Annotated in this window: 15 protein-coding genes; 14 read left to right on the forward strand and 1 reads right to left on the reverse strand. The window is 37.3% G+C overall.

The features are described 5' to 3' along the window. Window positions 1-210 precede the first annotated feature (210 nt). The 11 genes from RCG22_RS23550 to fni all read left to right on the forward strand — a co-directional run bounded on the left by RCG22_RS23550 (window position 211) and on the right by fni (window position 10,693). Complete coding sequence (locus RCG22_RS23550; protein WP_098261660.1) at window positions 211-1,488, forward strand: Glu/Leu/Phe/Val family dehydrogenase; 1,278 nt, start codon at window positions 211-213, stop codon at window positions 1,486-1,488. Between the two features lie 100 nt (window positions 1,489-1,588). Then, window positions 1,589-2,569 carry a YpdA family putative bacillithiol disulfide reductase gene (locus RCG22_RS23555; protein ID WP_308104929.1) on the forward strand — a complete coding sequence of 327 codons (981 nt, stop codon included), beginning with the start codon at window positions 1,589-1,591 and terminating at the stop codon, window positions 2,567-2,569. After that, window positions 2,569-3,525 carry an asparaginase gene (locus RCG22_RS23560; protein WP_308104930.1) on the forward strand — a complete coding sequence of 319 codons (957 nt, stop codon included), beginning with the start codon at window positions 2,569-2,571 and terminating at the stop codon, window positions 3,523-3,525. Before RCG22_RS23555 ends, RCG22_RS23560 begins: the two co-directional genes overlap by 1 nt. 109 nt (window positions 3,526-3,634) lie before the next feature. After that, complete coding sequence (gene prsW, locus RCG22_RS23565; protein WP_308104931.1) at window positions 3,635-4,324, forward strand: glutamic-type intramembrane protease PrsW; 690 nt, start codon at window positions 3,635-3,637, stop codon at window positions 4,322-4,324. A 102-nt stretch (window positions 4,325-4,426) separates the two neighbouring features. Next, window positions 4,427-5,284 carry a spore cortex-lytic enzyme gene (sleB, locus tag RCG22_RS23570; RefSeq protein ID WP_308104932.1) on the forward strand — a complete coding sequence of 286 codons (858 nt, stop codon included), beginning with the start codon at window positions 4,427-4,429 and terminating at the stop codon, window positions 5,282-5,284. Window positions 5,285-5,298: 14 nt separating this feature from the next. Beyond that, window positions 5,299-6,648, forward strand: coding sequence for a germination protein YpeB (gene ypeB / locus RCG22_RS23575; RefSeq protein WP_308104933.1), 1,350 nt, complete (start codon window positions 5,299-5,301; stop codon window positions 6,646-6,648). A gap of 81 nt (window positions 6,649-6,729) precedes the next feature. After that, window positions 6,730-6,909: a YpfB family protein gene (locus RCG22_RS23580; RefSeq protein WP_098261654.1), complete on the forward strand. Its 180-nt coding sequence runs from the start codon at window positions 6,730-6,732 to the stop codon at window positions 6,907-6,909. Between the two features lie 153 nt (window positions 6,910-7,062). Beyond that, complete coding sequence (cmk, locus tag RCG22_RS23585) at window positions 7,063-7,737, forward strand: (d)CMP kinase (protein WP_308104934.1); 675 nt, start codon at window positions 7,063-7,065, stop codon at window positions 7,735-7,737. Between the two features lie 2 nt (window positions 7,738-7,739). Continuing rightward, the gene (locus tag RCG22_RS23590; RefSeq protein ID WP_308104935.1) at window positions 7,740-8,321 is read left to right on the forward strand and encodes a lysophospholipid acyltransferase family protein; all 582 of its coding nucleotides are present in this window, start codon (window positions 7,740-7,742) and stop codon (window positions 8,319-8,321) included. A gap of 162 nt (window positions 8,322-8,483) precedes the next feature. Next, window positions 8,484-9,623 carry a 30S ribosomal protein S1 gene (gene rpsA / locus RCG22_RS23595; RefSeq protein ID WP_308104936.1) on the forward strand — a complete coding sequence of 380 codons (1,140 nt, stop codon included), beginning with the start codon at window positions 8,484-8,486 and terminating at the stop codon, window positions 9,621-9,623. 11 nt (window positions 9,624-9,634) lie between these two features. Continuing rightward, window positions 9,635-10,693, forward strand: a complete 1,059-nt coding sequence (gene fni / locus RCG22_RS23600) for a type 2 isopentenyl-diphosphate Delta-isomerase (protein WP_308104937.1) — start codon at window positions 9,635-9,637, stop codon at window positions 10,691-10,693. Window positions 10,694-10,725: 32 nt separating this feature from the next. Here fni and RCG22_RS23605 read toward each other — a convergent pair whose 3' ends face one another. Continuing rightward, window positions 10,726-10,866, reverse strand: a complete 141-nt coding sequence (locus RCG22_RS23605) for a YpzI family protein (protein WP_308104938.1) — start codon at window positions 10,864-10,866, stop codon at window positions 10,726-10,728. Window positions 10,867-10,974: 108 nt separating this feature from the next. Here RCG22_RS23605 and RCG22_RS23610 point away from each other — a divergent pair, with 108 nt between their 5' ends. The 3 genes from RCG22_RS23610 (at window position 10,975) to RCG22_RS23620 (ending at window position 14,193) form a co-directional block, all read left to right on the forward strand. Next, window positions 10,975-11,583 (forward strand): YphA family membrane protein, encoded by a 609-nt coding sequence (locus RCG22_RS23610; RefSeq protein ID WP_308104939.1) that lies wholly within the window; start codon window positions 10,975-10,977, stop codon window positions 11,581-11,583. A gap of 220 nt (window positions 11,584-11,803) precedes the next feature. Further along, complete coding sequence (gene der, locus RCG22_RS23615; protein WP_098261647.1) at window positions 11,804-13,114, forward strand: ribosome biogenesis GTPase Der; 1,311 nt, start codon at window positions 11,804-11,806, stop codon at window positions 13,112-13,114. Between the two features lie 86 nt (window positions 13,115-13,200). Further along, entirely contained in the window at window positions 13,201-14,193 is a 993-nt protein-coding gene (locus RCG22_RS23620) for an NAD(P)H-dependent glycerol-3-phosphate dehydrogenase (protein WP_308107234.1), read from the forward strand. The last annotated feature ends 85 nt before the right edge of the window (window positions 14,194-14,278 follow it).

Consider the following 14,278-nt stretch of genomic DNA (forward strand, 5'->3'; position numbering starts at 1 on the left):
AAGGGCTACCATCCCCCTTGCATACATTTATAGGTATAGAGATATACTATGTAGCCATTGCAATTTTTAGAAATCCTTTAAAAATGCAATTGGCGACGTTTACATAATGGTTCTAAGAGGTGTTTTTCTTCTTGCATAAATTGATTAAAGGTGTATACTTGTGTCTGAAAGCTGACAATAGTCGCAGCATTTTTTTAGGGAGGATTACAAATGGCAGCCGATAAAGATAATGAAAAGACTAATCAAGCGGAAAAGCATGATGTGTTGAAATCAACACAAACAGTTATACATAAGGCCCTTGAAAAGTTAGGTTATCCTGAAGAGGTTTATGAGCTTTTAAAAGAGCCATTACGTTTAATGACAGTTAAAATTCCAATTAGAATGGATGACGGTTCTATAAAAATATTTACTGGCTACCGTGCCCAGCATAATGATGCTGTGGGGCCTACAAAGGGTGGAATCCGTTTCCATCCAGGTGTGACAGAAACAGAGGTGAAAGCCCTTTCAATTTGGATGAGCTTAAAATGTGGTATCGTTGACCTTCCATATGGTGGTGGTAAAGGCGGTATTGTTTGCGACCCTCGTGATATGTCCTTTAGAGAGCTTGAGAGATTAAGCCGTGGATACGTACGAGCAATAAGTCAAATCGTTGGACCAACTAAAGACATTCCAGCCCCTGATGTGTTTACCAATTCACAAATTATGGCATGGATGATGGATGAATATAGCCGAATCGATGAATTTAATTCTCCCGGCTTTATTACAGGTAAACCACTTGTTTTAGGCGGGTCACATGGACGTGAATCTGCAACTGCAAAAGGAGTGACCATCTGTATCCAAGAGGCTGCAAAAAAGAAAGGTATTCAAATTGAGGGTGCAAGAGTCGTTATTCAAGGTTTTGGTAATGCCGGAAGCTTTTTAGCAAAATTCATGCACGATGCAGGTGCGAAAGTAATTGGAATTTCTGACGCATATGGTGCATTACATGATCCAAATGGTTTGGATATTGATTATCTCTTGGATAGACGTGATAGCTTTGGAACAGTTACAAAATTATTTAATAATACGATAACAAATAAGGAATTGCTTGAACTTGAATGTGATATTCTAGTTCCTGCTGCAATTGAAAATCAAATTACTGAAGAAAATGCTCATAACATCCGTGCGCTCATCGTTGTTGAGGCTGCAAATGGTCCAACTACATTAGAGGCGACAGAGATTTTAACAGAACGTGGAATTCTCCTTGTTCCAGATGTATTAGCATCTGCAGGCGGCGTAACGGTTTCTTATTTTGAATGGGTTCAAAATAACCAAGGTTATTACTGGTCTGAGGAAGAAGTAGAAGAAAAACTTGAAAAGGTAATGGTTAAATCGTTTAAAAATATTTATGACACGGCTCAGACACGCCGAGTCAATATGCGACTTGCTGCTTATATGGTTGGAGTTAGAAAAATGGCAGAAGCAAGCCGCTTTAGAGGCTGGATTTAATAAAATTAACCATTGAAACATAGTGAAAAAACTCCTATCATAGACGATAGGAGTTTTTTTGCATCAGGTTTAACTGATTGCTAGTTGGGAGTGTACTCATATGCAGATTGAAGATATTATTATTGTTGGCGGTGGACCATGTGGTTTAGCAGCAGCCATTGCCCTTCAGGCAAAAGGTAAAAAATCATTGATTATAGAAAAAGGAAATGTGGTGAATTCCATTTATCACTATCCAACACATCAAACATTTTTTAGTACTGCCGAAAAGTTGGAAATTGGTGAAGTTCCATTTATTACAGAAAATTATAAGCCTAAAAGAAATCAGGCCCTTGTTTATTATCGAGAAGTTGCCAAACGAAAACAATTACGAATTAATGCATTTGAAAAGGTTACTAGTGTTTCAAAAGCTGACGAATTGTTTGAGGTTTGCACCGATAAAAATACATATTATACCCGCTATGTAATCATTGCAACTGGCTATTATGATCATCCAAATTACATGAATGTGCCTGGTGAAAATCTATCAAAGGTATTCCACTATTTTAAAGAAGCCCATCCCTATTATGATAAGGATGTTTGTGTAATTGGCGGGAAGAATTCTAGTGTGGATGCGGCAATAGAACTTGTAAAAGCAGGCGCAAGGGTAACTGTGTTATATCGCGGTGATAAATATTCACCAAGCATAAAGCCGTGGATTCTTCCTGAATTTGAAGCCTTGGTCCGGACAGGAACCATTTTGATGGAATTTAATGCTACCTTAAAAGAAATAACAGAAAATCAGGTGGTATATAATAAAGACGGGATTGAAACAGAAATCAGCAATGATTTTGTTTTTGCAATGACTGGCTATCATCCAGATCATCAATTTTTAATTAACATGGGCGTGAAAATTGATGAGGAATCAGGTCGACCATACTTTAATCCGGAAACTTTGGAAACGAATGTTGAAGGGATTTATATTGCCGGTGTAATTGCGGCGGGGAATAACGCAAATGAAATATTTATTGAAAATGGAAGATTCCATGGTGAAGAAATAGCCAAATCAATCATCGAAAATGATGCAAAAAGGGTGACTAAATAATGAAAAAGGTTATTTTATTAACAACAGGTGGAACAATAGCCAGCAAGCCAAATAAAGAATCTGGAAAATTAGCCTCAGGCGCTTTAACGGGTGAAGAATTGGCTAGTATGTGTAATTTGCCGAAAGACATCGAAGTGGTCGTTGAATCTGTTTTTCAAAAAGCCAGTATTCATATTACCTTTGATGATTTACTATTATTAAAGGACAAGATTGATAATTATTTTAAGGATGAAGAAGTATCAGGAGTCGTTGTCACACATGGAACAGATACAATGGAAGAAACTTCTTATTTTCTTGACTTAACCATAAAAGACCCACGGCCGATTATCGTAACAGGTTCTCAGCGTTCTCCAGAGGAATTAGGGAGTGATGTGTTTATTAATTTACGTCATGCAATATATTGTGCTTGTTCAGGTGATTTAAGGGATGCTGGAGCTGTTGTCGTTTTTAATGAGCGGATTTTTGCAGCGAGATATGTTAAAAAAGAGCATGCTTCTAATATTCAGGGCTTTAATGCGTTTGGGTTTGGGTACCTGGGCATTATTGATAACGACCAAGTACATGTATTTCAGAAACCAATTAAAAGAGAATACTATGAATTGAAAACTTCTATACCTCAAGTCGAAATCATTAAATGCTATATTGGTGCAGATGGGAAATTTATTAAAGCTGCTCGGGAGGCAGGGATAGCAGGAATTATCCTTGAAGGTGTGGGGCGAGGTCAGGTAGCTCCTAAAATGATGTCAGAAATAGAAAAGACACTTGCCGCAGGAATTAAACTAGTTATCACGACTAGCGCAGAAGAGGGTTCTGTATACACAACCTATGATTATGAAGGAAGTGCCTTTGATCTTTTTAATAAAGGAGTTATTCTTGGTAGTGACAATGACTCTAAAAAGGCAAGAATTAAATTGGCTGTAGCTCTTGCAAGTAATTTGAAAGAAATTAAATTTTAACTGCAGGCCAATCGGTTGAAGTCCTTTGAACAAATGGAATGAATCTTTCATTTTCTTTATAGAGAATACATGTTACGATTAAGAAAATGGATTGGAAAAGAGGTTCTTCATGCTGGGAATATTATCAGCCGGTATTGCCCCCGGACTGGCTTTACTAAGCTATTTTTATTTAAAGGATGAATATGACTCAGAGCCAATATCCTTTGTACTTAGGACATTTATGTACGGTGCCCTTCTCGTGTTTCCAATCATGTTTATTCAGCATGTACTTGAAACAGAGCATATCGTTAAATCTGAACTTTTCAATGCATTCTTTAGTTCAGGTCTTTTTGAGGAGTTTTTTAAATGGTTTATTCTCTTTTATGTGGTCTATCAGCATGTAGAGTTTGATGAACCCTTTGATGGAATTGTCTACGGTGTAGCCGTTTCACTGGGCTTTGCTACAATTGAAAATATTTTTTATTTAATAGCGAATGGGATTGAACATGCGGTGACAAGGGCATTGTTACCTGTTTCAAGTCACGCCTTATTTGGTGTGATTATGGGCTTTTATATTGGAAAGGCAAAGTTTACGGAGGGAAATAAAGCTAAATGGGTTATCCTTTCCCTGCTTTTACCATTTATTCTCCATGGTTCCTACGACTTTATTTTAATTTCACAAGAAAATTGGCTCTTTATTATTTTTCCTTTTATGATTTTCCTTTGGTGGTTTGGATTAAGGCAAGTGAAGAAAGCTAAAATATTAAGCGCAAATCATATGAAAAAACAATATTCTGTCCAAAAAACTCTTCATTTATAAAGAAGGGTTTTTTTATTTATTCTCACTTACTTGGAATAAAAATACCAATAAAACAAAAAATAGGTTTACTGCAAAAAGATTTACATTGGGGGTTAATATTCCATGTTAAAGAAAAAAATCCTACTAAAACTTTTCATACTAATCTTTCTTGTGCTTGGGACATCATCTTTTTTTGAAGGCAAGGAGGTTCGAGCGTTCTCTAATCAGATTATCCAAAAAGGAGCTGTAGGCGATGACGTGATCGAATTACAATCCAGACTTCAATATATTGGCTTTTATAATGGGAAGATCGATGGGGTATTCGGATGGAGTACGTATTGGGCGCTAAGAAATTTTCAATCTGAATTTGGGCTGCCGATTGATGGATTAGCGGGATGGCCAACAAAATTAAAACTAGCTAAAGCAAGCAAGTACAATGAACAGTTTGTAAAAAAACAAATGAATGCCGGAAATGATTTTACACATTATGGCGGGGTAGATCAAAGTAAGCAAAGCACCCCAAATCCTGCAAACAAAGCACCAAAACAAAAGGCACCACAAAATAACACAGCACCCAAAAAAGCTGCACCTAAAAAGCCTACAGCTGCTAATACACCAAATGGTTTTTCACAAAATGATATCCAGTTGATGGCTAATGCTGTTTATGGAGAATCAAGAGGAGAGCCCTATACCGGTCAGGTAGCTGTTGCATCAGTTATTCTCAACAGAGTAAATAGTTCAACTTTTCCAAATACCGTTTCAGGAGTGATATTCGAGCCAGGTGCTTTCACCGCTGTAGCGGATGGGCAAATTTGGCTGACACCAAATGAAAATGCAAAAAAAGCGGTTATAGACGCTATCAATGGCTGGGATCCAACTGGTGAGGCTTTATACTATTTTAACCCGGATACTGCTACGAGCGGCTGGATATGGGGCAGACCACAAATAAAACGAATCGGGAAACATATTTTTTGCAAGTAGAGAGGTGAATAGAAATGATTAGAGGAATATTAATAGGAGTTCTCGCTATAGGTGTTGCGGGGACAGCTTATTGGGGTTACCAAGAGCATCAAGAAAAAAATGCAATTCTTTTAAATGCGGAAAATTCTTATCAACGCGCATTCCATGACCTTTCCTATCAAGTGGATTTATTACACGATAAGATTGGGACAACTCTTGCAATGAATTCAAGGCATTCCTTGTCTCCATCGTTAATAGAGGTGTGGAGAATCACTTCAGAAGCACACGGTGATGTTGGCCAACTACCATTAACATTATTGCCCTTTAACAAGACAGAAGAATTCTTAGCGAAAATTGGAAATTTCAGCTATCGAACCGCTGTTAGAGATTTGGACAAGGAACCATTGTCAAAAGACGAATATAACACATTAAAGGTACTTTATAAGCAATCTGGTGATATTCAGGATGACCTACGAAACGTACAGCATATGGTATTAAAAAATAACCTTCGCTGGATGGATGTAGAGCTTGCCTTAGCCTCTGGCAAGGAAACAACTGATAATACAATCATTGATGGTTTTAAATCAGTAGAAAAGACTGTAACAGGGTACGAAGAAACCGATATGGGTCCTACTTTTGTAAATATGCAAAAAAAGGATGAAAACTATCAAAAAATAAAAGGAAAAACCATTTCCAAACAAGAGGCAATCAACATAGCCAAAAGGTATATGAAGATTGATGGGAATTCAGAGGTTAAGGTTACTGAAAATGGAAAAGGATCCGACTATGGGTTTTATAGTGTATCGATAAAGAATAAGAAAACCAATGATGAAGCAAGTATGGACATTACCAAAAAAGTGGGCCATCCAATTTGGTTTATTCACCATCGAGATGTTAAAAAACAAGTTCTTAGTTTAAATGATGCCGATAATAAGGCAGCAACTTTCCTTAAAGAAACGGGCTTTAAAGATTTAGAGATTTTTGAAAGCACACAATATGACAATATCGGTGTTTTCAATTTTGTTTCGAAAATTAATGGTATTAGAATTTACCCAGAAGCGATTAAAGTTAAGGTTGCATTGGACAATGGGGATATTATTGGTGTATCCGCTGAGGAGTATTTAAAATCTTTTCAGACTAGAAAAATTGAGAAACCTTCCATTTCCGTAAAACAAGCTCAAGCAAAGGTTAATCCTAACTTTAAAGTAATGGAAAACCGACAGGCAATAATAATAAATGACTTGAACAAAGAAGTGCTATGCTACGAATTCCTTGGGACAATCGATAACGACACCTATCGTATTTTTATAAATGCAAAAAGTGGTGAAGAAGAAGAGGTTGAAAAATTAAAGAATGCTGAGGCTGTATATGAAGATGTGTTATAAGGAAAAGCATTTGCTTTTCCTTATATTTTTTTCAATAAACTCCAATAATAAATATATATATTGATTGATGGAGTGGATCGTATGAAAAAGGTAGAAAGAGTGTTAATTAAAGTTATTATCATACAGTTTATTTTTCTATTTTTTGCGCAATTATTTTTCCATCAACTCGATGTCTTTCCTCGAGTAAAACAATTGACAAAATATGAAGGTGTAAATGAAAATACATATACTGAAATTCTTGAGACCTTCCAGGGAAAATGAGAAAGCAGGCCTGCCTGCTTTCTTTTGATTAATAAACAAATGACTATTAATTTTCATTTTTATCCGGGTAAAAAAAGAGGCATTGATATATCTTGTGGTAAAATAAATAGTAGACAACATCTGAATCAATCATGATGGCATATAGGAGGATTTATGGAAAAAAAAATATCAATCGCAATAGACGGCCCTGCTGCAGCCGGTAAGAGTACAGTTGCAAAAATTGTGGCGGAAAAACTTTCTTATATTTATATCGATACAGGTGCGATGTACCGAGCGTTGACATATAAAGCAATTATGAATCAACTGAATTTAGAAGATGAAGGTATGTTATTAGAGACATTACTTTCAACAGTTATTCAATTGCAACCATCTGATAAAGGTCAGTTAGTATTCTTGGATGATCGAGATGTTACCAATGAAATTCGTTTTGCTGAAGTAACAAATTCGACTTCCTATGTTGCTAAACATCCGAAGGTCCGTGAAGAAATGGTCAGAAGACAACAAGCTTTTGCAACTGAAGGCGGAGTCGTAATGGATGGAAGAGATATTGGTACGCATGTACTACCAGGTGCAGAGGTAAAGGTATTTTTACTTGCTAGTGTCGAGGAAAGAGCGGAAAGACGTCATAATGAAAATATCCAAAAAGGATTTCCATCTGACTTAGAAAAGTTAAAAGAAGAAATTGCTCGTAGAGATAAAATCGACTCAGAGAGAGAAGTAGCACCATTGAAAAAAGCCGATGATGCAGTTGAAATCGATACAACCTCTTTAACCATTCAAGATGTTGTAGAAAAAATAATGGTGTTGGTGCATGAAAGGATTGGATAGGTGTGACGTTTTATGATTTTGCGAAATCAGTGGTTACGGGTGTATTTAAACCACTTTACAGGGTTGAAGCTACCGGATTAGAACATTTTCCTAAAGAAGGCGGAGTCCTTCTTTGTTCGAATCACATCCATAATTTTGATCCCATTATTGTTGGAATAATGGCACCGCGCCCTGTGCATTACATGGCAAAAGAAGAGATTTTTAGAGTACCTGTTTTGGGTAATATCGTTAGAAAATGTAATGCTTTTCCGGTGAAAAGGGGATTTAATGATCGGGAAGCACTTAGAACAGGCTTAAAGATTCTTAAGGATGGCCATGTTTTCGGTCTTTTTCCAGAGGGAACAAGGAGTAAGAACGGGGAATTAGGAAAGGGGCTTTCCGGGGCTGGTTTTTTTGCTCTAAGGTCAACCGCATCGGTCGTGCCCTGTGCAGTAATTGGCCCTTATAAAAGTTTCCGGAAATTAAAGGTGGTCTATGGACAACCAATTGATCTGGAAGAAATGAGAAAAGAGAAAGCTTCTGCAGAACAAGTGACTGAATTAATCATGTCAAAGATTGAAAAACTTATAATAGAACATCAATAGGTTCTGCTTGACAAAAAAGGCTATTTGTAAGAAGTTAGTGGAAAGAGTTTTTTTTGAAAATTCACTGCTTTTAGGTTTGTTGTATATGTTGTTGTATGCTGCGTGGCATCCACCAGTTCATATATAGAATTTTAGGAGTAAATGGATTAAGGAGGAATACATATGTCGGAAGAATTAAATCAAGTAGAAGTGAAAAGCTTTGAAATTGGGGATAAAGTAACCGGACAAGTTACGAAAGTAGAAGAAAAGCAGGTGCATGTGGCTATCCAAGGCAGCAAACTTGATGGGATTATCCCAATCAGTGAACTTTCAAGTCTGCATATTGAAAAAGCATCTGATGCCGTCCAAGATGGTGATGATCTAGAGTTAGAAGTTTTAAAAGTTGAGGAAGAAGCAATCATCCTCTCTAAGAGGAAAGTAGATGCAGAAAAAGCTTGGGAGAGTTTAGAAAAACAATTCCAAACGGGTGAAGTTTTTGAAGCAGAGGTTAAGGACGTTGTAAAAGGTGGTTTAGTGGTGGATCTCGGGGTTCGTGGTTTTGTACCGGCATCCCTTGTTGAAGCTCATTTTGTAGAAGATTTCAGTGATTATAAAGGTCGCTTCCTAACCTTTAAAATTGTTGAACTTGATAAGGAAAAGAATCGCTTAATTCTATCTCATCGAGCAGTTGTTGAACAAGAAAAAGGTAAACAAAAACAAAATCGTCTTAGTGCAGTCCAAGTTGGCCAAATCATCGATGGTACAGTACAAAGAATTACTGACTTTGGAGCTTTTGTGGATATTGGCGGCATCGACGGTCTTGTTCATATTTCCCAACTATCTTATGAGCATGTAGATAAGCCAGCAGATGTTGTTCACGAAGGACAGCAAGTACAGGTTAAAGTACTAAGTGTGGACCGTGATAATGAAAGAATTTCTTTATCAATTAAGGAAACACTTCCAGGACCATGGGCAAATATCTCCGAGAAAGCACCTAAGGGAAGCATCCTAAAAGGGAAAGTGAAAAGATTGGTTTCATATGGTGCGTTTGTTGAAGTATTTCCTGGTGTGGAAGGTCTTGTTCATATCTCTCAAATTGCACATAAGCATATTGGTACTCCACATGAAGTATTGAAAGAAGGACAGGAAGTTGATGTCAAAGTCCTTGAAGCAAATGAGTCGGACCAACGTTTATCCTTAAGCATTAAAGAACTTCTTGAAAAAGAGTATGAGGAAAACTATGATTATGAGCTCCCTGAAGAGTCAAAAGGCTTCCAGCTTGGAGAAGTTATTGGTGATAAATTAAAGAATCTAGGAAAATAATGGTGATTTAAGTGTCTAGATCTGAACGAAAATGGGACCACATTCGTTATGCCCTTGAAAATAGGCAAAATACTTCTTCGGCATTTGATGATATTAAATTTATTCACCAGGGATTACCGGATATTGGTGTATTTGATGTTGGATTAGACCATGAAATTGGCGGACTTTATTTAAGTTCGCCAATTTTTATCAATGCGATGACCGGTGGCGGCGGTGATAAAACATATCGTATCAATAAAGAATTGGCAATTGTTGCTAAAAGGACTGGCGTAGCAATGGCAGTTGGATCACAAATGTCTGCTTTAAAGGATAAAACACAAAAATATACCTACGAAATCGTCCGCAAAGAGAATCCCACCGGCGTTATTATTGCAAATTTAGGGAGCGAAGCATCATCAGAAGACGCAAAAGCTGCTATTGAGATGATTGAAGCGGATGCCCTGCAAATTCATTTAAATGTCATTCAGGAATTAACTATGCCTGAGGGAGACCGAAATTTTTCCGGTGCACTTAAAAGAATTGAATCCATTGTTAAAGAGACTGCAGTCCCGGTTATAGTGAAAGAAGTGGGTTTCGGGATGGCAAAGGAGACGGTTCATTCACTCAAATCAATTGGCGTTAAAGTTGTTGATGTGGGCGGCTCCGGGGGAACAAATTTTGCTCAAATTGAAAATAAGCGCAGGGAAAAAGCCCTATCATTTTTTAATCAATGGGGAATCCCAACAGGAATTTCAATTTTTGAAGCAGCGTCTGTTTCTAATAATCTTTCGGTCATTGGTTCGGGAGGAATTAGGTCAGCACATGACATCGCAAAAGGATTAGCGATAGGAGCAGATGCAATTGGACTGGCAGGCTATTTCTTGAAAATCCTTGTTAAAGAAGGGATCGAGGCTTTGCAAGCAGAAATCGAAACCCTTCACGAGGAATTAAAACTGATCATGACTGCTGTAGGAGCAAAAACCATTTCAGAATTAAAACATGCACCACTGGTTATATCCGGTGATACCTATCATTGGTTAAATCAAAGAGGGATAGATACGAAGAATTTTGCCCAGCGTTCCATCAAGTAAAAAAGCTCTCGCAACCGCGAGAGCTTTTTTACTTACCTTTTCCCGTCGTTTAATCCCCGTGCCTCTTCCGGGCTTGATAACTTAGTAGCACCAGGGTAGTGCAATGCTTGATCACGGTCTGACTCCACTTTTCTACTTTCACGTAACTTCTTTTCTTGTCGGTCTTTTCCCATTCTTACACACCTCCTCTTAATAAGATGAATCACAAAGGAAATATTATTCAAGGAAGTATGAAACTACATAAAGATTACCAATAATGAAAATAATAGGAGGTGTATGAAGTGGAAGGGGAAATTTTTTATTGGACCTGTTGGGCATTTTGGATTTATCTTACCTTTCTTTTAGAAAAACAAAATCCATATCGAATAAAACTGGCAGCTAGTGTGTTAATTGTATTAATTTTATCTAATATTCAAATTAAGGTCAGTGTATTTGAAATACAGGCAAGTGGATTATTTATTTTAGGCATTTCTTATTTATTCATAAGCCAGGAAAAACGGACAGCAATCATTTATTATTTTATTTGTGCAGTTATTATTTCAATCACCTATGTAACCTTCCATTTATTTGAAATTTTTGATCCTATTTGGATTATTTTTAAGAAGGAATGGATGATGGGAATAGTGTTGTGGTATTTAGCCATACTATTGCAAAAAACGTTAAAAGGGAGATTGCTGATCCTATTTGCTGGTGCGATGCAAGGAGAGATTTTATATGCCCTTATATTAAATAAATTCCAATTTCCCTATTTGATTGGGGCATACGCTTCCTTGGATGTTTGTTCGTTAACTGCACTTTTGCTTGTAGGGTGGAGTGCGTTAGAAAACGTCGGTACAGTTATGCAAAGTTATTTTCATTTCTTTGAAAAAGGAAAGCAAAAATCATCGTAAACTACAGTTCTTATTCAGCTTATCATTGCGGGAAAGGATTAACATTGATAAGATAATATAGTTAGGCCCTTCTAGATGACAGAAGGGTTTCTTTACTTAATAAGAACTTAAGGGAATTATCCCGCACGAACGGGATATAAGCTCCCATGAAGGAAGTTTCACTCTATGCTAACATACTAAATTGTATTTGATTATAGAAAAGAAAGGATGGCGATTGTAATTGGTTAAACCTGTTATTGCCATTGTAGGACGGCCCAACGTAGGAAAATCAACTATTTTTAATCGAATTGTCGGTGAACGTATTTCTATTGTTGAGGATATTCCCGGAGTTACAAGAGATCGAATTTATAGTTCAGGTGAGTGGTTAACACATGACTTTAATGTCATTGATACCGGTGGAATTGATATCGGTGATGAACCTTTTTTAGAGCAAATCCGCCAGCAAGCGGAAGTTGCGATTGATGAAGCTGATGTAATTATCTTCTTAACAAATGGTCGAGAAGGGGTAACAGCAGCTGATGAAGAAGTGGCTAAAATACTTTATAGGTCTAAAAAGCCTGTGGTATTAGCTGTTAATAAAATAGATAATCCTGAAATGCGTGATCAAATCTATGATTTCTATTCATTAGGATTCGGTGAGCCTATTCCTATTTCCGGAGCACATGGGCTAGGATTAGGTGACTTATTGGATGAAGCAGCAAGACATTTTCCTAAAACCAAACCAATTGAATATGGTGAAGATGTCGTAAAGTTTTCATTAATTGGGCGACCAAATGTTGGGAAATCCTCGTTAGTCAATGCGATATTAGGAGAAGAACGTGTAATCGTCAGTGATATTGCAGGTACAACACGAGATGCAGTCGATTCTCCCTATACATTTAATGGGGGGAAATATGTCATAATTGATACAGCAGGAATAAGGAAAAAGGGAAAAGTGTATGAGACTACGGAAAAATACAGTGTTCTCCGCGCCCTAAGAGCCATTGAACGGTCTGATGTTGTTCTTGTTGTTATTAACGCCGAAGAAGGAATCATTGAACAGGACAAAAAGATTGCCGGGTACGCACATGAAGCAGGCAGGGCGATTGTAATTGTTGTAAATAAATGGGACGCAATCGAAAAAGATGAGAAAACCATGAAGGAACTTGAACAGAAGATTAGGGAGCACTTCTTATTTCTTAGTTATGCACCCATTGTGTTTTTATCCGCAAAAACAAAAAAACGAATCCACACGCTTTTACCAATGATTAACACGGCTAGTGAAAACCACTCGTTGAGAGTTGAAACAAGCGTGCTTAATGATGTGATTATGGATGCGGTAGCAATGAACCCAACACCAACTGACAATGGTAGACGCTTAAAAATTTATTACACGACACAAGTGGCTGTTAAACCACCGACCTTTGTTGTGTTTGTTAATGAACCTGAATTATTGCACTTTTCTTATGAACGCTTCTTAGAGAACAGAATTAGAGATGCTTTTGGATTTGAAGGAACCCCTATCAAAATTTATGCAAGAGAAAGAAAATAAATATAAAGTAGGTGTGATTTAAATTGAACCAAACTAAAACAGCAATAGCCGTAATTGGAGCAGGTAGCTGGGGAACGGCATTGGCAATGGTGCTTGCAGACAATGGACATGAGGTCCGTCTGTGGAGCCACAATGAAGAGCAAGTGAAAGAAATTAATGAAAAGCACACAAATAAGAAATATTTACCTGAAATTATTCTTTCAGAGTTAATTGTTGGGTATGCTTCTTTAAGTGATACATTGACTGGTGTAGATACAATTATATTGGCAGTTCCAACCAAGGCAATACGTGAGGTAATTGGAAAAATTCGAGCCGTACAAATAGCTCCGATTACGATAGCACATGTAAGTAAAGGAATTGAACCTGATTCTTTAATGCGTATCTCTGAAATTATCAAAGAAGAAATGCCGAATGAATTGTTAAAGGATGTCGTGGTTCTTTCTGGCCCGAGTCATGCTGAAGAAGTAAGCCTTCGCCACCCAACGACGGTAACTGTTACTTCAGAAAATATGGATGCTGCCGGAAAAATTCAAGATTTATTTATTAATAACAATTTTCGAGTTTATACGAATTCCGATATCATCGGTGTTGAAATTGGCGGTGCATTAAAAAATATTATTGCGCTTGCAGCTGGAATAACAGATGGGCTTGGCTACGGGGATAATGCAAAAGCAGCCTTAATGACGCGAGGTTTAGCTGAAATAGCCCGTCTAGGTACGAAAATGGGGGCTAACCCATTAACGTTTTCTGGCCTAGCTGGAATCGGTGATTTAATCGTTACATGTACAAGCGTCCATTCAAGGAACTGGCGAGCAGGAAACCTATTAGGTAAAGGTAATACCCTTGAAGAGGTTTTGGATAACATGGGGATGGTTGTAGAGGGTGTGAGAACCACCAAAGCAGCTTATCAATTAGCTAAAAAGTATGATGTAAAGATGCCGATAACCTTTGCGCTTTATGATGTTTTATTTAATGGGAAGAGCGCAATAGATGCCGTCGATGTTTTAATGGCTCGTGGAAAAACGCATGAAATGGAAGATTTAGTTAATGTTCTAGATGAACGAAATATTGACGACTAAAAAATATTCAAAATAAAATCAAAACCAGCGATGGAGCCGTGTCTTGCGGAGGAATATTTTTATTAATAAATAGACATTCGGTGAG

This window comes from Neobacillus nitrireducens, assembly GCF_030915405.1.
Lineage (GTDB): Bacteria > Bacillota > Bacilli > Bacillales > Cytobacillaceae > Neobacillus.